Source organism: Siminovitchia fortis (genome assembly GCF_003605365.2).
In the GTDB taxonomy this organism is placed as follows: Bacteria; Bacillota; Bacilli; order Bacillales; family Bacillaceae_C; genus Siminovitchia; species Siminovitchia fortis.
The window spans coordinates 72,324-93,714 of the sequence record NZ_QYTU02000009.1; the positions used below are offsets into that span (position 1 = coordinate 72,324).

The 21,391-nt window shown below is 41.6% G+C and carries 16 protein-coding genes; 2 read left to right on the top strand and 14 right to left on the bottom strand.

Annotated features, from left to right (window positions below):
* Positions 1 to 205: 205 nt before the first annotated feature.
* From gltP to D4N35_RS06265, 4 genes are all read right to left on the bottom strand, one after another.
* Positions 206 to 1,498 (bottom strand): glutamate/aspartate:proton symporter GltP, encoded by a 1,293-nt coding sequence (gltP, locus tag D4N35_RS06250; RefSeq protein ID WP_120071541.1) that lies wholly within the window; start codon positions 1,496 to 1,498, stop codon positions 206 to 208.
* A gap of 96 nt (positions 1,499 to 1,594) precedes the next feature.
* The gene (locus D4N35_RS06255) at positions 1,595 to 2,467 is read right to left on the bottom strand and encodes a response regulator (protein WP_120071544.1); all 873 of its coding nucleotides are present in this window, start codon (positions 2,465 to 2,467) and stop codon (positions 1,595 to 1,597) included.
* Positions 2,468 to 2,469: 2 nt separating this feature from the next.
* The gene (locus D4N35_RS06260) at positions 2,470 to 3,741 is read right to left on the bottom strand and encodes a sensor histidine kinase (RefSeq protein WP_120071546.1); all 1,272 of its coding nucleotides are present in this window, start codon (positions 3,739 to 3,741) and stop codon (positions 2,470 to 2,472) included.
* A 111-nt stretch (positions 3,742 to 3,852) separates the two neighbouring features.
* Positions 3,853 to 4,599 carry an HIRAN domain-containing protein gene (locus D4N35_RS06265; protein WP_120071548.1) on the bottom strand — a complete coding sequence of 249 codons (747 nt, stop codon included), beginning with the start codon at positions 4,597 to 4,599 and terminating at the stop codon, positions 3,853 to 3,855.
* 327 nt (positions 4,600 to 4,926) lie between these two features.
* Here D4N35_RS06265 and D4N35_RS06270 point away from each other — a divergent pair, with 327 nt between their 5' ends.
* Entirely contained in the window at positions 4,927 to 5,406 is a 480-nt protein-coding gene (locus tag D4N35_RS06270; protein ID WP_120071550.1) for a hypothetical protein, read from the top strand.
* Positions 5,407 to 6,069: 663 nt separating this feature from the next.
* Here D4N35_RS06270 and D4N35_RS06275 read toward each other — a convergent pair.
* The 8 genes from D4N35_RS06275 to hsdR all read right to left on the bottom strand — a co-directional run bounded on the left by D4N35_RS06275 (position 6,070) and on the right by hsdR (position 18,475).
* Positions 6,070 to 6,840, bottom strand: a complete 771-nt coding sequence (locus D4N35_RS06275) for an IclR family transcriptional regulator (protein ID WP_120071552.1) — start codon at positions 6,838 to 6,840, stop codon at positions 6,070 to 6,072.
* Between the two features lie 262 nt (positions 6,841 to 7,102).
* The gene (locus tag D4N35_RS06280) at positions 7,103 to 8,044 is read right to left on the bottom strand and encodes a phosphotriesterase family protein (RefSeq protein WP_120071554.1); all 942 of its coding nucleotides are present in this window, start codon (positions 8,042 to 8,044) and stop codon (positions 7,103 to 7,105) included.
* A gap of 158 nt (positions 8,045 to 8,202) precedes the next feature.
* Positions 8,203 to 9,213, bottom strand: a complete 1,011-nt coding sequence (locus D4N35_RS06285) for a zinc-dependent alcohol dehydrogenase (RefSeq protein WP_120071556.1) — start codon at positions 9,211 to 9,213, stop codon at positions 8,203 to 8,205.
* 116 nt (positions 9,214 to 9,329) lie between these two features.
* Positions 9,330 to 10,130, bottom strand: a complete 801-nt coding sequence (locus tag D4N35_RS06290; RefSeq protein ID WP_208646275.1) for an SDR family NAD(P)-dependent oxidoreductase — start codon at positions 10,128 to 10,130, stop codon at positions 9,330 to 9,332.
* A gap of 18 nt (positions 10,131 to 10,148) precedes the next feature.
* The gene (locus D4N35_RS06295) at positions 10,149 to 11,873 is read right to left on the bottom strand and encodes an acetolactate synthase catalytic subunit (protein ID WP_120071558.1); all 1,725 of its coding nucleotides are present in this window, start codon (positions 11,871 to 11,873) and stop codon (positions 10,149 to 10,151) included.
* 511 nt (positions 11,874 to 12,384) lie between these two features.
* A complete protein-coding gene (locus D4N35_RS06300) occupies positions 12,385 to 13,770 on the bottom strand; it encodes a restriction endonuclease subunit S (protein WP_164876301.1) in 1,386 nt (461 codons plus the stop codon).
* A complete protein-coding gene (locus D4N35_RS06305) occupies positions 13,763 to 15,235 on the bottom strand; it encodes a class I SAM-dependent DNA methyltransferase (RefSeq protein WP_120071560.1) in 1,473 nt (490 codons plus the stop codon). The genes D4N35_RS06300 and D4N35_RS06305 overlap by 8 nt, the downstream gene beginning before the upstream one ends.
* A gap of 3 nt (positions 15,236 to 15,238) precedes the next feature.
* The gene (hsdR, locus tag D4N35_RS06310) at positions 15,239 to 18,475 is read right to left on the bottom strand and encodes a type I restriction-modification system endonuclease (RefSeq protein ID WP_120071562.1); all 3,237 of its coding nucleotides are present in this window, start codon (positions 18,473 to 18,475) and stop codon (positions 15,239 to 15,241) included.
* A 189-nt stretch (positions 18,476 to 18,664) separates the two neighbouring features.
* Between hsdR and D4N35_RS06315 the strand changes: the two genes are divergently transcribed.
* Positions 18,665 to 19,492, top strand: coding sequence for a MetQ/NlpA family ABC transporter substrate-binding protein (locus D4N35_RS06315; protein WP_120071564.1), 828 nt, complete (start codon positions 18,665 to 18,667; stop codon positions 19,490 to 19,492).
* Between the two features lie 108 nt (positions 19,493 to 19,600).
* On the opposite strand, the gene D4N35_RS06320 is transcribed toward D4N35_RS06315, so the two are convergent.
* Together D4N35_RS06320 and D4N35_RS06325 are read right to left on the bottom strand one after the other, a co-directional pair.
* The gene (locus D4N35_RS06320; protein WP_120071566.1) at positions 19,601 to 20,263 is read right to left on the bottom strand and encodes a methionine ABC transporter permease; all 663 of its coding nucleotides are present in this window, start codon (positions 20,261 to 20,263) and stop codon (positions 19,601 to 19,603) included.
* On the bottom strand, positions 20,263 to 21,276 hold the full coding sequence (locus tag D4N35_RS06325; protein ID WP_120071568.1) for a methionine ABC transporter ATP-binding protein: 1,014 nt from the start codon (positions 21,274 to 21,276) through the stop codon (positions 20,263 to 20,265). Before D4N35_RS06325 ends, D4N35_RS06320 begins: the two co-directional genes overlap by 1 nt.
* Positions 21,277 to 21,391: the final 115 nt, after the last annotated feature.

Sequence of the window (21,391 nt, forward strand, 5' to 3'; positions counted from 1 at the left end):
ATTATACCCTAATTATCGTGTTTTTGAGCCTTTTATAGATTAGAATAATTATTTGTTATTATCTGAAATTGTCGGGGTGACAAAGGATGGGAAAGGTTTTGCAGAATGTGGAAAAACCAAAGCCTGAACCCCCGTTCTTGTATAGGGGGAGGCTTTGGTTAACTGCTGCCTCACTATCAATCATTCACATCTTTGCCAGGCCTCTTTAACTAAACTGATTTTCTGCAAGTTCATTAACAGATGAGCGGTAGCTCTCTTTCTTTTCAGTATCAAACCGGCCTTCCCACTTAGACATCACAACTGTAGCCAATGCATTGCCTACAACGTTCACAACCGTGCGTGCCATATCAAGAAGTCTATCAATTCCGGCGATAAATGCGAGTCCTTCTAGCGGAATTCCTACTGTTCCCAAAGTTGCCAGCAATACAACAAACGAAACTCCCGGTACACCGGCAATTCCTTTGGATGTCAGCATCAATACCAATACAAGGGTAATTTGTTCCGTCATGCTTAAATCGATCCCATACATTTGGGCAATAAAAAGCGCTGCAAGTGCTTGGTATAATGTGGATCCATCCAAGTTAAAGGAATAGCCGGTCGGAACTACAAAAGACACAATATCCTTTGGACATCCGAACTTTTCCATTTTCTGCATCACCTTTGGCAATACGGTTTCAGAGCTGGAAGTTGAATAGGCCAAAAGGAGCTCATCTTTCAATATTTTGATGATGTGGAAAATATTTGTGCCAACCAGCTTGGCAATTCCTCCAAGCACGACAACAATAAAAAAGAGCATCGTTAAATAGACAAGAATCATTAATTTTCCAAGTGGAATTAATGATTCCAAACCGAATTTTGACACCGATACACCAATTAAGGCAAATACACCGAATGGGGCAAACTTCATAATACAGTTTGTCACCCAAAACATGGCATCTGCTACGCCTTCAAAGAAGGCGAGCACAGGTTTTCCTTTTTCGCCAATCGCCGCAATCCCTAAACCGAATAAGACAGAAAAGAAGATAATGGGAAGCATATCTCCTTCAGCCATCGATTGGATCACATTGCTCGGCACAATGTTTACAACAACGTCCAAAATACCATGGCTTTCACTCTGCACTTCTTTAGTCGTCTGGACATACTGGTCGATATCGCCTTTGGAAAGTGTCGACATGTCCAAACCTACACCCGGTTTGAAAATATTTGCAGATAATATACCAACGATAATCGCAATCGTTGTAACAACTTCAAAGTAAATGAGTGTTTTCCCGCCAAGTTTCCCCAATTTTTTGAGGTCGCCTGTTCCGGCAACACCCAGGATTAAAGTAGAAATAATGATTGGTACTACGATCATTTTAATCATGTTTATAAAAATAGTACCAATTGGCTGCAGATATGTTTCCACGGCCGGGTTTCCATAAAAAATGGCCCCGACAATAATTCCCAGTATTAATCCAATAAGTATTTGAGATGCCAGAGTAAGTTTAATTTTCTTCATCTATATAAAGTCACCCTTTCCCATAGTAATCGCTTCCAATGAGATAGCGTTATGATTATTTTACGGGTGACCTGTCGAATCCTAGGGAATCCTACACTATTTATCGTTATATTTTTCTATTGTGTCATGATACAGCGCTTGAAGAAATTTCTTTATGTTCACTTTGGCCTTTTTCGGCTCATTGTGATCTTCCTGAATAGAGATCATTTGATCTCTTACTACTTGAAAGTCGAAATAACGGGGTGCATAGTATTCAAACACAGGATTTGTGTAATCAATCGACCCCAAAGAAGCTAAATTATTGACAGCTGTTAAAATGATTCTGCGAATCCGCTGTTCAATGGCTTTGCTGCTCAAGTTATGATTGCCCGGCTTGGCCGCAATGGATTCATATAAATTTTTTAACGGCGGCAATTGGATAACTCCTTCATTTTCATATATGAGGATTTCCATCATCGATATAATATCATCGCTGCCGGACTCTCCGATGATGCCCATATCATTCAATATCGACAAAACGATCTCTTTTACGCTTTGCTGTCTCGTTGTTGCTGATTCACTTTGACCCAAAGATTCCTTGATTACGAGTAATGAATTTCTTAATTGAAATTGTTCTGCTACTCTTTTTAAAATACTCCGTACTTCTATTCGGTTAATGGGCTTATGAATAAAAAATTCGACCCCTTTTTCATAAGCTTCGCCAACCATTTCCTTGTTTACGATTTGGGAGATCATAATAAATTGACCTTGGAATCCCTTCATTCTCAGCTGTTCAATTGCTTCAATTCCGTCCAGTCCAGGCATTAATAAGTCAATTAAAACAACGTCAGGATGCACGGCAAGGATGGACGAAAGACATTCGGCCCCGCTTTTGGCCTCACCTATAACAACTCCAAGATCACATTCCGTTATAATGTTCTTCAACATTGCTCTGCTTGCTTTATCATCATCTACAATAAAATAACGCAGTTTTATTCAACTCGCTTTCGGATATTTTTGGTCGGGATAAGGATTCGAAAAACAGCACCCTTCTCCGGGAATTCCAATTCAATTTTCCCCTCAAGCGCATGGATAATCTCTTTTACATGAGATAAGCCGATCCCAGTCGCAGCAACACCTTGATCGCTGTATTTTGTAGTATATCCTGTTTCAAAGATCGTAGATGCGTACTCTTTTGGAATACCTTTGCCGGAATCTTTTATAACGAAACAAGTGTACGCTGATTCTTCAAATAGTTTAATATGAATTTCACCTTTATTTGTAATAGCTTCAACGGAATTGGCTGTCAGGTTATTCAATAGGGCAAGAAGCGGCATTTGCTGATCTGTTTCAAAGTCAACTGAACTATTTACATGAAAGGTAATATTTTTCTTTAACAGCTCGCTGTATTTCTTATTTGCCGAGACAACGAGGTTCAGCACATCCGACAGAAGAAGAATATGATTTCTTTTTCGCTCGGTTATTTTCGTAATCCCTGATAAAACCCGCTGTGAATCTTTTTTCACTTCATGAATTTCTTGAGCAATATGCAGGGCTTGAGCGCTTAATTGATGCAGCTCTTTCTTTTTTAAATGCCTATATAAATCATGGCTTGAGGCAGTAATACGTTCGATATGATTCATTGATTTCTCCAAGTAGAGGGATTCAGCATATAACTCAGAGCCTACTTCAAGCATCTCCTGCATACGTTTCCTTTGTTCCGAAACTGTTATGGAGCTATATAATCCAACTACAAAATAGCTGCGGATGATGGCCACCCCTCCCAGCAAGGCCCAAGTCTGCAAGTCTAAATTTACTTGGCCCTGCATCCAATGCCGGGTAAGCTGTTCGACACCATTGCCGACAAATTCAAATAAAACAGCCCAAGCGCCTAAAATAAGCGGAGTAGTTTTGTACCTATCAACTTTAATGACATGTAAGCCCAGTGCAAATATAAAATAATATAAAAAAGCGGGCAAGTGACTTCTTATGCTTGTCCAATCAAACACTTCAAATAGAAATATATCCTCTGCAATACGAAAACATATGACCACGATCCCTGTAACGAAACCAGTGCGTATGAGAGATGCCGGGGGCCAAATGAGAATAAGCAGAAAAAAAGCAATACTCCCCAATCCAAAACGAAAAGCCTCCCCGCCGAAGGGAGTGACTTTAATTTCACTAGCAAGGGCCGTTAATACTGCGGTAAGAATCAGTGCGATTGTATTGGTGTTTTTGACAGTAAATTTGTTTATTGAAAACATGGAGATCTCCTTATTTTTCTCACTGGCTGACCTTTGATCTTATTATATAAATGAAATAGCCCGTAAATCTATACATTCATAGAGTTACGGGCTATTTACAAATTTCCAAATTTATTGCATTGCTGATAATACTTCTGGGGAAGCGATACTTTCGACAAATGGTACCTTACATTCAAAGTCTACTTTAAGCCACCAATTCGGGGTTGATAGTTCGTTTATATACGCGACTTTAACAGAGGGTTCCGCTTTATTCTCCAATAATGAATAAATTGCCTCACTATAAAAGCCGGGAACATATCCCAAATGTTTACCACCCTGTGTATAAATGCCTACCGCATTGGGGTCAAATTCATTGGTAGGCTCTTGTACTAGCTTCAATGGATCACGGAAACTCAACCATGTTGACCATTGGGCAGGAAGATTACGATGCCGCATACCATGGACAAAAAAGCTAGTGTATAGCTTTCCATCATTCCCAAGACGAAGTGGTTGTTCGAAAGAATAAGTATCGTTCGCCAATCGTCCGCGTGTTTGCTGTAACAAGTCCATTTTTGTAGAGTGCTCATTCAAACCTAAATCAATCATGATGGATTTAAAGTCAGAGCGATCAGTAGAAGGCAAACGGCGGTCAAATGCTGCAAACAGATTTTTTGATCGATATGTTTTATTTGCATCTGGAAACGCAGGGTGCAACATATAGCCATTTTTTAAAGCATCCTTAAGTTTTCTATGTCCAGACCCGTAATTTGTATAAATAAATTCATAATGATCATTATAAAATGACAAAGTTCCTACATGGTAATACAATCGGCTTTTTGCATTTTGCCAAACAACTAAAAGAGTGTGAACATTGCTCACAATAATTTCCCTCCCCTCAAATCCAGTCTAATATCATATTTCTCCGAAAAGGTAAAATTTTCAAAAGCCATTCCTTTTGTGCATCACTTAAAATGTCGAGCGACTGAATAAAAGATGAATACCTTTTCATGTCAAAATGCTTCCGTCAAACTCGTTGATAAAATAATTACTAATGCCATCGATTATACTGCAACTGATACTTTTACATTACCCTGGCGTCCGGCAAATATCCGAAACCGTAAATAAAAAAGTGTCTCAATACTTTGCCACAGATGAAACTTTGTGACTGAGTGTGCGTATTATCTAAAAAATGGAAGGATGGATCAAATGATAAAGAAAACGGCAACTCTATTTAGCTTGGCATGTATAACATTTTTCATTACAGGACCTTTTGCTTCATGGATGATATATAAAAAAGCACAGTCTCCGGGTACTTTTTCCAATCAGGTCATCAAACCGGGTGAAACTTTTTCTCAAATGAAAGCAGGTAAAACTCTAGAGGTTTGGGGGGCACCTGCCAGTCTTGACATTCAAGGGGTGCAATGCAAATCAGGTGATGAACTGATTGAGTTGGAGAAAGAACGGACGGCCATTGACATCAAAGGAAAAGAAGCTGTTTTGTTATTTGATGGTGATTATACAGTTTTTGATCGCATTTCTTGCGAAGGCGGCGGATTAGAAGAAATCTATCTGTCAAACAGATTTCCAATGGATAAGGCTCGGAAGATTATCATTTCATTACTTGTCACAACTCCTTTGGTCGGAGGGTTCGGTATCTTTTTATTTAGGCGTACCAGATCATCCTGATAAGGTAAGTAACAGAACCCGCCACGCCTCTTCACAATGCGGACCATGGCGGGTCATTTTTTCCCCAAGAGGCTCAATTTCCCTGACAGTGAACATATCCGTTCCCCCTCGTAATATGTATGTGCGTCATTTTCCCCCAGTTGAAATTATGAATATTTAATCCTTGAAAAGCCGAACAACAAGCCACCGACTGCACCAACCAATGCTGTCAACTTTTTTATAGGGGAATTCTTTGAAAAGGGACACCCTTGGAAAAAAGAATTTTTTTGAAGCAATTGCCTTGGAAAAAGGGTATATATATTTATCTCTGTTGTAGTCTCTGTAGTAGTCTATGGTATTGGTCTGGTAAAACTGGCCAGCTCAGCTGGCGGACTGGGACAGCTCACTGGACCTTCCCCGGCAGGGGGCTGTCTTTCTTGACATGTGCATCCGAACCCCGTCTTTCAACACCTGATCGCTCTCCGGTCAGCCGATGTCTGATCAACCAACCCCTTTTATTGAAAACGATGGTGCCAAGCCATCACCTGCAGCTGCCGCTTTTGTCGCCTTTTTTGTGGAGGGGTTCTGAAATCAAGGGATTGGTGCATGCGTGTTGGAATTTTGCTGGCTTTTGGGGGAGGAAAAGTTTGTTATTGGGTGCAAATAACATCACGGAAACCAAGATTATGGGATTGAGTTGCCAATCTCATTTGCCCCGGCAGTTAAATGTGCAACATAATTCTTTAATTCACTTTCATCAAAGTGTGAATCCGGCATAAATGTACTTAAAACCGCAACAACATTGGTTCTTTGAAAGTTAAAAACCGGAACAGAGATACCCACTACCCCCTGAAGATGCTCACCCTTCGTATAGCAGTAACCGTCATTTAATATTTTCTCTAATGATTTTTTTAATTTCTCTACGCTGACCAAACTATTTTCCGTATACTTTTTTAATTCCAGCTTCGAAATGAAGGCATCTTTATCTGAATCGCTAAAGTCTTTTGTTATATAAGCCAAGTGCGTTTTGCCTGCCGTGCCGGTGGAAAGTGAATATACTTTTCCTATATTTTCGCTCCATTTTACCGCTGAAGGACTGTCTTCCGCTTCTATAAATGAATAATAGGAATTATCACTGTGAACAACACTTAAATAAACAGACTCCCTAAGCTCACTCGCTAATTTCTTGATAATTGGACGCGCGACCTCTCTAAGGTCCTGTTCAACCATATTGTATAATTGTAAAATATTTGGTGCATCAAGGGAGTATTCTTTTGATTGTTCTCGCTTAATAAATCCCGTATTATTTAAAGATTCCACCAGTCTATATGCAGCAGGTAAACTTATTTCTAAGGAAGCAGCTATTTCTGCAACCGAAAGATACTTTTTCTTCGAAAATAACATTAGCGCTTTTAAAGTTCTTTCAGCCACCAAGGATCCTTTATTTTTATTCATCCAAACACCCCTCGAAGCCCTTTGCTATTAACATCCCATGATGGTAAAGCTATTTGTATAAAATTATATCACCTACACTAAATATATGTACAAAAATAATTGAATGGAATGGGGAAGTCGAGAATCATAAACATCAGCAAAATGGATTCGAAGGGCGATAGAAGTTCTACTTTCCTGTCGGCTAAAGAAAAGCCTTTTGTATATTTAATATGCATCAGAGTGTGCATACTCAATACAAAAGGCTGATCATTATATAGCGAAATTATTTACCCTCAAACCAGTGCTTTACATTTTCATGCATGATGGTATATATCTGCTCTTCGGTTACCCCTTCTTTCCGCAGTTGCGGAATCACTTCACCCAATAGAAATTCAATGGACCAATCCGGAACCATTTGATTGACCTGTTCATCGGTATACCAGTCAATGCTGCAACAATAGTCCTGGGAAAGAAAAATACGATTTGCGTAACCTTGCCTTAAGAGTTCAAGAAGTGTACTGTATCTTTTTGCGAACTCCAAAGGCGGCTGGCCAAAACGATCTGCACCAATATATGCGCCGCTGTCCAATACTTGATGGATATAATCAAGATTATCTGTATCACCTGTATGGCCAATCATAATGGACTTTGGATTAACCCCTTCCTCTATGAAGATTTCCAATTGCTTAAGCCCGTTGCCGCTTGCAGGGTGGGAATGTGTCATAATCGGCACGCCTGTATTTTTTTGTGCACGTGCCACTGCACGAAATACTTTGTCCAGATCAGGGGTAATTCCTTCGGCATCCGCAGCGCATTTTAAAAAGCCTGCTTTAATGGACGTATTTTGAATCCCCACTTCAATATCATGAATCAATGCTTCAGTCATATAATCAATATCGCGGTTTTGGAAATGTGCCGGAATTTCCGTAAAAGAATAAATACCGGTTGCTGTGATAATTTGCATTCCTGTTTCTTGGGATACCCTTTCCAGGAATCGGACATCACGGCCCATCCCGGCTACAGTCGGATCACATATTGTTTTTACCCCCTGCGCTTTTACGGCCTTTACTCCATCTACAGCCTTTTGATAAAGTGCCTCTTCATCATATAAGTGAGGGAATTGAAATGTAACCATTTCCGATCGAAGAAGAAGATGTTCATGTACAAGTGTACAACCAAGATCTTCAATATTAACTTTTCCTGTTACTGTATTAACAAAACCCATTTTCATATACCCCTTTCAAAAATAGAAATTATTGTTCTTCTGACAAGAGACCAGTCTTTCCCGCGTTTTTCCCCACAGCTTCACGGGTAAACAATAAGGTCAGGAAAAAGCATCAGGAGAAATGTTGTATTCGTTTACAACCAATGTCATTACCCGATTCATAATTGCATTTTTATAACAGGTTTTAATACTTTCTGTTGTTTCGCATCCAAGAAAGCAAATGAGCCGTCCTCCAATGGATAAGCAGAAATAATACTTTTTAATTGCTCCTGATATTCATTTAATAGATGAATAGCATCTTGGAAATCATTGCGAACATAGCCGTAGCTTGATAACATCTTAATTTCTCCCCGAACCATAATGTTGACAGGAAACCTTACTTCTTGTTCATATAAAGCTACCAATATATAGGTTCCGCCTTTTTTCAATCTGAACACACCTGATTCAGCAGCGAGAGGAGAACCTGAACATTCAAAAATAATATCAAAATCTTTCCCTTTAGCGGATTTGTCTTCTGCAAACTCGGTTTCAATACCAAATCTTTCGGCATGGCTGAGCCGATGATCCCAGTCTTTTTTAAGCCCGGAAATGGTTACATTGGCACCACGGTTTTTAGCAGCAAACGCAACAAGAAAACCAATAACTCCACAGCCTTGAACTAATACATTTTGGTTCTTTTTAACATTTGCAACTTTTTGAACGGCATGTACCGCAACGGACATTGGTTCGGTCAATGCTGCAATATTTGAAGGGAGTGTCGCGGGTATTTGATGGAGACTGTCGGCCTTCACTTTTACATATTCGGCCATACCCCCATCAAAATGTAAGCCTAACACTCTGAGATTCGAGCAAATATTTTTTCTTCCACTAAGGCATTGCTCACATGTATTGCAAGATACCCCCGGCTCAACTACAACACGTGAACCCAATAAATCTTTATTCTTGGATTCCGAGTGCATTTCTGCGACATATCCGGATAATTCATGCCCTAAAATAATCGGTTTTGGTACAAATTCGTAGCCTTCGGCATGACTGGCTGCATGCAGATCACTTCCACAAACCCCACAATATTCCACCTTGATCAATACTTCATCTTTTTCAGGAATCGGAATTTGTCTTTCTTCAATCTTAAATTCATTCACTGCTTTCGTTTTGACTAACGCTTTCAAAAATACTCCCCCTTGTTTTTAGGGAAAAATCCCTGAAGTTACAATCAGGTGTTTGAATTAAAGAGAGAGGGGCATATGCATTTACCAGTATGCCATGCCACTCTCTCTTCGGAAGCTTACCTCAAAACCCCTCCGGTTACATCAAGCACGGATCCGGTAACATAATCGGACAGGTCGGTTGTTAAAAACTCAATAACATTTGCACAATCTTCTGGTGTCCCCAGTCGTTTCAATGCTGTTTGGCTCGTATAGGTTTCAACACCAGCCTGTTCAAACTGTTCGATTAATCGGCCGGTTCCAATGTACCCTGGTGCAATCGCATTGACTGTAATATTATATGGGCCCAAATCCTGAGCTAAATATTTTGTATAGTTTACAATGGCTGCTTTGGTAGCAGCATAGTGAGAATAAGACCCGTCAGGGTTTGCTTGTAAACCAGTGACTGAAGTGACGGTTACAATCTTACCGTAACCTTTCTTTTTCATTCCCGGTGCGACGGCTGCCACACTATGGATCGTTCCGAAAAGGTTTCTTTGTAAAACGGTTTGTAATTGTTCGGGATCCATTTCAGAAGCTTTATTTCCAAGAACTGAACCTGAGCCGCCGCCGGCATTCGCTACTAAAATATCGACTTCGCCCAGATTTTCCGCAATTTTTTGAAAGGCTTTTTGGACCTGCTCTTGGTTTGAAATGTCAGCTTCCGTACCAAAAGCATTTACCCCCAATGCTTTTAATTCATCTACAACGGTTTCGTACTGTTCACCAATACTCTCTCCTGCGAATTGTTGATAAGATTTTAAATCGATATCAATTACACCCACGTCTGCGCCTAATTGTGCCAATCTTAATGCATAGGCACGGCCAATTCCGCGTGCAGCACCTGTTACTACCGCTACTTTACCTGTTAATTTTCCCATAATGTTCATTCTCCTTTTTTAATTATTTATTGCATCCATTACCCCAACCGGCGGTATATTATTCGGATCACTGAGCAGATCAATCACGACGGTTTCATTGGATTGGAACGCTTCATCAAGGGCTGCCGGGATATCTTCAATGGTGTCGACTTTGATGCCTTTAATACCGCATCCTGCAGCAATCTGGGTATGATCAACAAATGAAAAATCGCAAATATTTGTATATCGGCCGAACATTGCTGTTTCGGCATATTTTTGATAACCAAGAATTCCGTTATTAATAACAGCCACGACTACCTGAATACCAAGTCTTTTACAAGTTTCCAACTCACTCCAGACATGTCCGAATCCGCCATCTCCCACCAGACAGAATACTTTTTTATCAGGATTGGCAATTTTAGCACCCATCCCCATTGGTAACCCCCAGCCTAATCCTGCAAGCCCTCTTGGGAAGATAAACTTTCTGTCCTTGATGGCTTTAAGATAGTTTGCATTCCAAACGGATGAAATACTGGCGTCTGCCACAACAATATGGTCATCATCTAATCTTTTTTCTACTTCATATAAAAATCTTTCCACTTTTATTTTTCCGGATTCAGCTGAGTAGATTTCTTTCATATCCTCTTTGTGCATTTCTCGGGACAATTGAATACGCTTTTCCACACTTTCCCGCGTTTCAGTTCTTTTTTGAACGCCTTTTTTCAATAAGCTTTCTTTTAAGGCAGCAAGGGTTAATTTTGCGTCGCCAACAAGTCTGAGGGATTCATAGTTTCGCCCGATTTCAACCGGATCAATATCAATATGAATATATTTAGCCTCTTTTGGCAAAAGGGTCCAGCTGTCCGTTCCATTTTGGTTTGTTCGGTTACCGACTAATAGAATGACGTCGGCTTCTTGAACCATCGGTTTTAAATGTTTGCTGACCCCTCTTTTTCCCATATAATAACCAATTGGGCCCATGGTTAATGGATGTTCCTCATCGACTGATCCTTTTCCCATGGTAGTAGTCGCAACGGGTATCGAACACTCTTCTTGTAATTCCCTTATTTCATTAAGGGCTCCAGATGAAACAACACCGCCGCCAGCATAAATAAATGGCTGTTTCGCTTCTCTTAAAAGGTCAGCTGCTTCATCTATCTTTGCTGAATCTGCTGTAGTTCGATCAAGCGGGAATACTCCTGAATTTTGGCTTCTTGTTTCATTAATTGGGTATTCTTTTGTATCGGTAATAATATCTTTCGGCAGCAATAAAACGGTTGGTCCCGGTCTTCCGCTTGCAGCGATTTTAAATGCCATGTCAACATAATCTTCAATTCTTTCTTGAATCGGGATTTTTTTAATCCATTTAGCAACACCTTTAAACAGTTCCAAATGGTCAATCTCTTGAAAGGCATTTTTTTCTTCTTCTTCTCTGGATACTTCTTCGACAAGGGCAACAACCGGATAAGAAGCTTTTAAAGATTCTGCGAGTCCGGCAACTAATAATGTGGCTGCCGGCCCATGCTGTGCGGTGACAACCGGGATTGTGTTTGTACACATTGCATAAGCCTGTGCCATGTACGTTCCTGAGTTTTCTTGTCTATATCCAATTTGTTCAATTCCGATATCTGAGCATGCAAGTGTGACAGTTGGAGGATTACTTTGCCCAAAAATATATCTTACGCCATTTCGTTTTAATGAAAGTGCAATTCTCATCGCATTTGTTGCCTGTTTTACATCGGTTGTTTCTGCACTGTCAGTCATTTTATCGTCTCCTTTTTAGTATTAAAATTTTGATTCCACACAACGGGCTTTGCTTCTGTCATTTCTTCGATTGCATGTTAGCTCTAATAACTCCCGGAAAGTTCTCTTATTGTATAAGGCTGTCTATTATAACTTACCCATTCCTTTAAAAGTGCAAGCCCTTTCATATGCCGGAATGACCTCCAACCCAATTACCATTAAAAGATTACTTTTTAAATTTTATCCCTCTCCTTTCCGAATATCGTAATATATTACGTTAATCGTATTTATGGGTAAATTCTAAATCAGAAATTATTGAATGTCAAATCTGTGGTTTTAAGAAATAAATATTGGTAATATTGAAAAAATTCAGCAGCTACTTAGGTCACACCTTCACTGATTTGATTTCTTCCTGCGTATATTTCACCGGGCCCATCATAAAGCTGTCACTACCCGAAAACCGCCATTAATCAGGTAGTGACACCATTGTGTGCCAATCTATACAGCATTTTCGCTAAAACTGAAGATTGATTCAGATTTTTTCTTCAAGCACCTCTTTCAACAACCCAGCGGCACTCTCTTCAGCAGGATCATTTGTGCCGAGCTCCCCGCGGAAGGCTTTTGAGAGGATGGAACTTTTCAGGACTTCTATTTGATTAATTAATTCAACTAATTCTTTTACCTTTTTTTCTTTCTGTATGAGACTTTCCAACCTTCCAATTTTTTCCTCTATTACTTCCGCAGGAGGGAGGAGAATTTCATGCGATTTAAACCTTTCAAATTCAATGCTATTAACGGTTGTTCCTGACTTTGAATATTTATTTAATAAGCTTTTTTCATTACCTTTTATATACCAGAAGAAATATTTATTTATTAACTTATCTCCGGAATCAAAAACTTTTAAATCTTGGTTTACAGTGCACTCTGTAAGCAAATATGCTACAGGTAGGGTTCTTTGTAAGATCCCACTTCTTACTACCATGGCTACGGAATACTTATTTGCAAGTTTGGCTGATGAATTATTTAATCCTTGCTCCGTAATATAATCTTTTGTCTCTGTGATGTACATTGCCTTCATGTCTTTTGCTGAAATCCAGGGAATTGTCCCATTCCAGTAATCTTTATTAGATTTGCGAGGTGTTCCTCCTCCAAAAATATTAAATATATCTTTAACTTTTACTTTCTTCCATCCATTTGGAACTTTATCATTGATTACCCTTTCTTGTAATATTGACTTAATAATAGCCGCCCGCCGGTGCTCAAACGTTTCCTTTGCTTCCTCAATCAACCGTTTCGCTTCGTTAACCTTATTTAAAAGGCGTTCAATTTTAACGACAATTTGCTTTTGTTCTTTTTTGGGAGGGAGAGGAATTGGTAAGTTGCCCAGATTCTTACGTGTAATTCTTAACCTAGTAGTCCCTCTTGCTATACCTTCAGCCTGTTGTCTAAAAAAAGTTGAGTTAAAAAGATAATTTAAATATTCTTTTCCAACAATAGTTTCATTCGGTCTAAGATAGGCAATGTCAACTGCTGTTATTAGCTTTTGTTTTATGTCAGGTATGATACAGCTTCTAGCTATTGGATCGGCCATCCTCGATATTAAAATATCGCCAGGAAAAATTTCCGTACATCCTAATTCCTTAAATGTTTCTAATGATATATACCTAGATGATTTGTCGAGAAATTCTCCTTTTCCAATATCCGATAATTGGATTAATCTAACTTCACCATCAGGGTCTATGTTTCTACTTAATATCCAATCCCCATCTCCAAAACTATTGTCCTTAGTATCTTTTGTAGAGATTAATTTAACCCACACCCAATTCCCCGGCACTTCATAAGGCTGTTCCTCCTTCGGCACCAGGGCCTCTTCGAGCAGTTCTTCCATTGTTTTCTGCTTCTTTTTTGTCTTACTCATTGCCGCTCACTCCTGCCAGTTCTGCCACTTTTCCGGTTTCTTCGCCGCTGTTCCCCGCTTCGATTGCACGCAGTTCTTCGACGACTTCGGTTAGTAGCCCAACGGCCTGCTCGAGTTTGGCGATGGCTTCTTCGGCGGAGTCGATGGGGTCTGGAAGGTTTTCGTATATGGACAGGGATTCGTCAGCGATAAGGCCGATGTCAAGGCTGTTGTCCTTCTTTTGGATTTCCTCACGGGTGAAGACGTTGAAGCGCTCGTCTTTCACTTTTGTCCGGTCTTCGGCTTTGTATGCGTCCATGAAGCCTTCAAAATGCTTCTTCGTTAACGGAGTGCGCTTTCCAAAGCTCGGCATATTTGTTCTAAGGTCGTATACCCAAACTTCTTTTGTATTGCCTATATCAGTCTTGCCTCTGGTGAAGAAAAGGACGTTCGTTTTCACACCCTGCGCATAGAAAATCCCGGTCGGCAAGCGCAGGATGGTATGCAGATTGCATTTATCCATCAAGTCTTCCCGAATCTTTGCTCCCACCCCGCTTTCAAACAGGACATTATCTGGAAGCACAACCGCCGCTCTTGCCTTGCCGTCCGGCTTCAATGCTCGATAAATATGCTGAAGGAAATTCAGCTGTTTGTTCGTTGACGTAAACGTCAAATCATCACGCGTCGGGCGCTCGCCTCCCTGCTTCGTCCCGAAAGGAGGATTCGTCATGATCACATCGAAATTTTTCAAGTCCTTCCCTAAATCGGACAGCGTGTCCCCCAACATAATCTCTCCCTGAATATCATGCAGCATCGCATTCATCAAGGCCAGACGGTGGGTATCCCTGACCAGTTCCACCCCGGAAAAAGCTTTGTACCTCTGGAATTCTGCTTCCTTTTCCCCGAGATCAAAATAATCATCCGTCTGCTTGCGGATGTGGCGGTCAGCGGCAATCATGAAACCAAATGTCCCTGCCGCCGGGTCATTGCAGCGCTCGCCCGGCTGAGGATCCACAAGCTTCACAATCGCATCAATTAACACACGCGGTGTGAAATACTGCCCGGCACCCGATTTAGTTTCACTTGCGTTCTTTTCCAGCAAACCTTCGTAAAGATCACCCAGTCCCTCTTCCTTTGCACTATACCAATCGAGTTCATCAATTGAGCGGACAATCTTCTCCAAGTTTTTCGGCTCATCAATATTCGTTTGCGCATTCGCATAAATCTGCTTTAAAATATCATTGCTTTCGTTGCCTAAATCGATCAAAAGCTTTTGATAATGCGTTTTTAAATCAATTCCATGGAGGCTTGTCAGAGAATCCCAGCGGTAATTCTCCGGGATTGCCCCTTCGCTGCCAGTTTCCTTCATCATTTTCAAAAATAAGAGATACGTCAATTCTGTCACGTATTGATGGTAAGTAATGCCGTCATCACGCAGTACATTACATAAATTCCATAGCTTCTGTACAATCTGTTGGTTGCCCATACTTTATGCCTGCTCCTTTTCATCACTAACGTATAAGGATGAGTTGATTCTATTTACGATGCTGTCCAATTCCCCGTCAAAAATCTTGTTCAGCTGCTTGTACCCGCCGCGGCTTTTGAACGGTTCGACATTAAAAGCCTGCTCCGGGTCAGGCCCCAATACGGATTCTTTCAGCAACTGCTTTTCAATCCGCTCAAGCCACGACTTCTGTACCTTCGGCCAAGCTTTCATGCTATAAATTTTCTTCATGGCATTTTTGATCCGTTCTTCATGATCGATGAGGGGGTCACCCAATGCCTGCTGCCGGATAAACCCGATAATATCCGCTGCGATTTCTTCATTTTTTGCATCGCGCCACGCGGTCTGCAAGCCTTTTTCCGTAAAACCTTTTTGGTCCAAAGTGATTTTCAGTTCCCTTAATTGATTGCGCGTCAGCTCATTCGGGCGCGTACAAACGACATTCAGGGCTGGGATTAAGTTTATATTATCTTTTATAAACTTCTGGAAGCTCTGCAGGTAATCCTCCGGCTTGTCTGCGTTCCCATACCCGCGGGTGACAGCTTCAACCTTATCCTCATGGGTGGAAATATACTGAAGAACCGGCCTTCCCCGATTTTCATCCAAATATTGAAGGAGGTTTTGGTTGGAATTAAATTTTTCCACTACCTCTACGGCATCAGCCTGTTTCATCCAATGGATAAATTCATCGATCGTTTGGCCGCCTGACAGCACCTTGAAATCTTCATGATCCTTTTCCTGCCAGCGCTGTTTTCTGCGCTGCACTTTTGCGATCAGCTCATCCTTATGCTGCGCCTTAGCCTTGCCATCAAGCTGTTCCAGCTCCTCAACCAATTGCCGGACCGTCACCTTTGGATTTTTCACGACCGGCTTCATTGTGGTGTACGGCTTCAATGATTCATAAATGCCAACCGCATCATAAATGGAAAAGTGATCCTTTCCGATATCATCGGCACGCCTTGTCGCACGGCCCAGCATCTGTTCATAAAGGATCCGCGAACGCACGCGCCTGATAAAGACCAGGTTCGTAATCTCCGGCACGTCTATGCCTGTTGTCAGAAGATCAACTGTGACGACAATATTCGGAAGCCGCTCATTTTTAAATAACTTAATTGCCTGGGACGGATCTTTGACCGATCCGGTAATTTTCATCACAGCATTGTCCTCAATCGGTCCGTGGACATTTTCCAGCTCTTCTTTTAATATCCGTACCACCATATCGGCATGATCGTCCGTTGCCGCAAAAATAAGTGTTTTGCCAAGGCTGGCAGGGTCAATATAATTGGCCAGCTCCGCCAAAATTGCCCGGTTGAAACTTTCGGTGATCACTTTTTTATTGAAATTCGTTACATCAATATTGACTTCATCTTCCAGCAGTTCCGTTTCAACCTCACCCGTCAGCGTATTATAGACATCCACCGACTCGCCGGCGGCCCAGCGAATTCCGTTTTTCTTCAGCACCGTCTCAAATTGATAGGGAGGCTCATGGTCGATCAGCCAGCCGTCGACAACCGCCTCGCGGTAAGAGTAAGTAAAAACAGGCGTTCCGAAAATTTCTGTTGTATGTAACGCAGGCGTTGCTGTCAGCCCAACTTTTACCGCATCGAAATAGTCCAGCACCTGGCGGTATTTGCTGACATATTCCTTGTGATCCCTGAACAGCATTTCCACTTCGGACATTTCTTTGTCCAGCGTGTACCCCCTGTGCGCCTCGTCCACGACGATACAGTCATACTGGTCGACAGTCGGTTTGTTGCCATCTTCGGCATAAAACAGCCTTTTCAGCATTCCCTGCACAGTGGCAATCTGCACTTTCGTTTCAGGTTCAGGATTAGTGTCTTTTAAAGATTGCAAATTAAATATTTGTGTAAAAGATTGGTAGTTTTCCAGTTTTGAATCTTTGAACGCTGCTTCCGCCTGTTCACCGAGTGCTGTCCGGTCCACCAAGAACAGAACTCGTTTAAACCGGCTGTGCTTGACCAAGCGGTAAATCAAACCGATGGCCATCCTCGTTTTCCCCGTCCCTGTTGCCATTGCGAGCAGGATCTCTCGCTTTCCATTTTCAAGGGCACGCTCCACAGCCTTAATAGCATCTTCCTGGTAGGTGCGCAAATTCAAATAATCAAGAGGCTCGTCCTGAAGTTTTTGATTGGACTGGCCAATATCCTGCTTCAATAATTCTTTCAAACCTTGCGGCGTGTACCACCCCTCTAATGGACGCGGATGATTCGTCGCCTTTCTGGCATCAAGAAACCAGATGCCTGACTTTTCTTCCACCTGTTTATGGTAAGGCCTTCCGTTGGTTGCAAATAAAAATGGAACGAAGTAATCCCCATATGGCTGATGAATGATTTCTCCATCCTTCTTTTCAACCAGGCGCGCATAGTTTTTCGCCTGCTCTATATCAGATGGGATGTTTTTGCTTTGTCTTTTCGCCTCAACGATGCCGACGAACTCCAAGCCGGCAAACAACGCATAATCCGCGAAACCCTGCTTTAGAGGCCATTCCGCAATCGCAAGGTTCCTGCCCTTTTCAGGGCGGGTCCCCTTAGAATAACGCAGTTCTTCCGTATCGGCTTCCCATCCCGCCGAGCGCAGCTGCTCATCGATTTTTGCTCGCGTCTCCTCTTCTGTCAGGTTAAGATCGCTGCCATATTTTTTGGCATCTTTTTTCCGCTGAAGCTTTTCTTGATCAGACACGTAGAGCTGCTCTTGGCGAAGGCGTTCCAGCTCGTTTTCCAGATTTCGGACCTTTTCTTCGTAGGCCGTCGAAAGTTTTTCCAGTTCACTTTGATCAACTGTTTGAACCGGAACCGGGTTCTGATACTCCGGCTCTTTGAAATCCCAATCGCCGTACACTTGCATGAACCAGACAGCAAGTCTGAAAGCCATATGCAGCAAAATTTCCGCTTCTTTCTGGGATCCATACCCCTCGTGCATCGCCTTATTGCCTTTTCTTCTGATCGTATCGAGAATCTCTTCCAGTTCCTTGGTGATCAGATCATCTGCTCTCAAAGCATGGATGCGGTCCGTTTGTTTTGTATCATATGTTTCTTTTATTTCTTCATATGCCAATACATATTTGGTTAACGTCTCTGCAAAAACGCGAAGTTTCATCAATGTAGTGTTTGGATCTATAAAGACGTTTCTTTCCGCCGTTTCACCCAGGTTGGCCAAGATGGCCCACTTGCCGGAAAGAAATTGGAAATTGCTGTTCCCCATTCCGATGGTATACCTCCTTAAACGTCTCTATCATCATTATAACGAAATTCCAGTAAATAGGAAAATGCTCCTAAGGAGTTGGAGGTTCTTTCGCATTGACTTTTTTTGAGGGGCAAGTTACTATATACATAATTCACATAAAACTTAGCTGATAACTATGTTTTAAAGTACAAAAGAGGAGAGACTAATATGAAAGGTTTAAAGTTATTGACCATATTCACCCTTTTCACCCTTTTTTTGGCTGCATGCGGCTCGGATAAAGCAAATGAGGGAGGAAAAGACAAGCAGACCATAAAGGTCGGGACTTCACCAGGCCCCTATAGTGAATTATTCAAGGATGCCATCCAACCTATCCTGGAGGATGAGGGCTACAAAGTGGAACTGACTGATTTCACAGAACTATTACAAGCGGATATCGCATTGGATGAAGGCTCCATTGATTTGAACGTAGATCAGCATACAGCTTATTATGAGAACTTCAATAAGGAAAAAGGGGCACACTTAACTAAGCTTACCCCGATCCCTACCGTGCCGGCAGGTATTTTTCCCGGCAGAAAGACGTCACTTGACGATGTCGCGGAAGGTGATGTGATCGGTATACCAAAGGATCCGTCCAACGCGGCAAGGGCCTATGCACTTCTTCAAAAAGCTGAGCTTATTAAACTGAAGGACGGCGTAGAGTTAGTAAAGGCTACGAAGAATGATATTGAGGAAAATAAGTATAACTTGGAAATTCGGGAAATGGATTCTGCACAAATTCCAAGAGCTATGAATGACTTGGATTACGGAGTCATTCCCGGCAGCATTGTATATTCTTCAGGCTTGGATGCTTCGACAACTTTGCTGCAAGAAGATATTCTGAAGGATTTGGAACTGGTTGCGGTGGTTGACGAGAAAAATAAAGATACAAATTGGGCAAAAGCTGTAAAAGCAGCCTATGAATCCGATGAATTTAAAGCGTATATGAAAGAGCATAACAAAGACGATTATTGGTTTATCCCGGAAGAAATTAGATAGAACTAAAGAAATCCGCCTCTAATGGCGGATTTCTTTAGTTCTAGTTTACCGGTATTTTAATCGGTGAATTGCCAGTTGGCTATAGAAGAAGTATCCGCGGTCATGGGATCAGCCCTCTCTGCGCACTTTCGCCGCCAGCCAGTTGCCGATAGACTGCATCAGCTGGACTAGAATAATCAATACGATGACTGTGATGAGCATGATGGTTGAGTCGAATCTTTCATAACCATAACTGATGGCCAAATCCCCGATTCCTCCTCCGCCAACCGCGCCGGCCATGGCAGTTGCACTCAGCAAGCTGATCGTTGCAGTGGTTAAGCTTAAAATAAGTGAGCCTAATGCTTCCGGCAGCAAAAAATGCCAAATCGTCTGCATCGGAGAAGCCCCCATTGATCTGGCGGCCTCAATGATACCATCATCGACTTCTAGTATGGAGTTTTCTACCAACCGGGCAATGAATGGCGAAACATAAATGATGAGCGGTACGATTGCCGCAGCCGTTCCGATGGATGTGTGGACAATCAGCCGCGTAAATGGGATGATGGCTACAAGTAAAATAATAAAGGGCAGCGACCGGAACGCATTGATTACCGGGTTGACAATGTTATAGAAAACTTTATTCTCAATGATGCCGCCCGGACGTGTAACAACAAGTAATATTCCCAACGGCAGGCCAATAATCGATCCAATCAGTAAAGAAAACCCGACCATATAAAATGTATCGATCATCGCTTGCAGAAATTGATCGAATGTAACAGCAGTGGAAAGCATCAGTCAAACAGCTCCTTTGCTTTGATTTCTTCTTTTTGTAGATAGTCGGCCGCTTTGTCCACATCTGTGCTATTTCCCACTAATTGTATAATCATATATCCGACTGAATTATCCTTGATTTCGTTCATTGTGGCATAAATGAAATTGACGGTTACATCAAGATGGCGGATGACATGATTTATGGCAAGGTTAGCTGTTTCATTAAATTTCAACTTGAACAGACGGCTGCCAGGCGTACGGCTAAAGTTCGATAAGGCACTTTCAGGCACTTCATCCGGAATAACTGTGCGGACAAAGTTCCTTGTTGCTCTTTGCTGCGGGTTTCCGAATACATCAAGAACGTCCCCTTCTTCAATGATCTCCCCATTCTCCATTACAGCAACACGATTACATATTTTTTGGATAATGCTCATTTCATGGGTAATAATCATGATAGTGATGTTGTATTCCTGATTGATCCTTTGCAACAACTTCAATATAGAGTCTGTCGTCTGGGGATCGAGAGCAGATGTCGCTTCATCACATAAAAGTATTGATGGGTTTGTGGCCAGTGCACGAGCGATTCCAATACGCTGCTTTTGACCGCCGGATAGCTCATTAGGATAGTTGAGGGCTTTGTCTTCGAGGCCTACAAAGCGAAGCAACTCCATTACCCTGTCCTTAATCACTTGCTTTTTTTCTTTAGCGAGAACGAGCGGAAGTGCAACATTATGGTAAATCGTTTTGGAATTCAGCAAGTTAAAGTGCTGGAATATCATTCCTATATCTTTCTGTGCTTGTCTAAGCTCTTTAGGCGAAAAGGAATTTAAATCTTTGCCATCTATCAGGACACTGCCCGAAGTCGGACTTTCCAGAAAGTTGACCATACGTACCAAAGTACTTTTGCCGGCACCGCTAAAGCCGATCACTCCAAATATATCTCCTTTGTTCACATGCAAACTGACATTCTTTAAAGCTTGTGTCTCCTTACCATTGCGTCTATATATCTTAGAAATGTTTTCCAGTTGAATCAACATTCTCACTCCTGATAGCCCTTTTCGTATTAATCTTATAGAATTACTATACATTTAGCGGCCTTTATGCGCAAGTGAAAAAAACATTAATCAAAACCACCAGTGTGAACTGGTG

What these genes read in the sequence shown, in the direction of transcription:
- gltP (WP_120071541.1), bottom strand. Translation starts at nt 1,498, where the DNA reads ATGAAGAAAATTAAACTTACTCTGGCATCTCAAATACTTATTGGATTA.
- D4N35_RS06295 (WP_120071558.1), bottom strand. Translation starts at nt 11,873, where the DNA reads ATGACTGACAGTGCAGAAACAACCGATGTAAAACAGGCAACAAATGCG.
- hsdR (WP_120071562.1), bottom strand. Translation starts at nt 18,475, where the DNA reads ATGGGGAACAGCAATTTCCAATTTCTTTCCGGCAAGTGGGCCATCTTG.
- D4N35_RS06270 (WP_120071550.1), top strand. Translation starts at nt 4,927, where the DNA reads ATGATAAAGAAAACGGCAACTCTATTTAGCTTGGCATGTATAACATTT.
- D4N35_RS06290 (WP_208646275.1), bottom strand. Translation starts at nt 10,130, where the DNA reads ATGGGAAAATTAACAGGTAAAGTAGCGGTAGTAACAGGTGCTGCACGC.
- D4N35_RS06275 (WP_120071552.1), bottom strand. Translation starts at nt 6,840, where the DNA reads ATGAATAAAAATAAAGGATCCTTGGTGGCTGAAAGAACTTTAAAAGCG.
- D4N35_RS06260 (WP_120071546.1), bottom strand. Translation starts at nt 3,741, where the DNA reads ATGTTTTCAATAAACAAATTTACTGTCAAAAACACCAATACAATCGCA.
- D4N35_RS06305 (WP_120071560.1), bottom strand. Translation starts at nt 15,235, where the DNA reads ATGGGCAACCAACAGATTGTACAGAAGCTATGGAATTTATGTAATGTA.
- D4N35_RS06315 (WP_120071564.1), top strand. Translation starts at nt 18,665, where the DNA reads ATGAAAGGTTTAAAGTTATTGACCATATTCACCCTTTTCACCCTTTTT.
- D4N35_RS06300 (WP_164876301.1), bottom strand. Translation starts at nt 13,770, where the DNA reads ATGAGTAAGACAAAAAAGAAGCAGAAAACAATGGAAGAACTGCTCGAA.
- D4N35_RS06280 (WP_120071554.1), bottom strand. Translation starts at nt 8,044, where the DNA reads ATGGGTTTTGTTAATACAGTAACAGGAAAAGTTAATATTGAAGATCTT.
- D4N35_RS06320 (WP_120071566.1), bottom strand. Translation starts at nt 20,263, where the DNA reads ATGCTTTCCACTGCTGTTACATTCGATCAATTTCTGCAAGCGATGATC.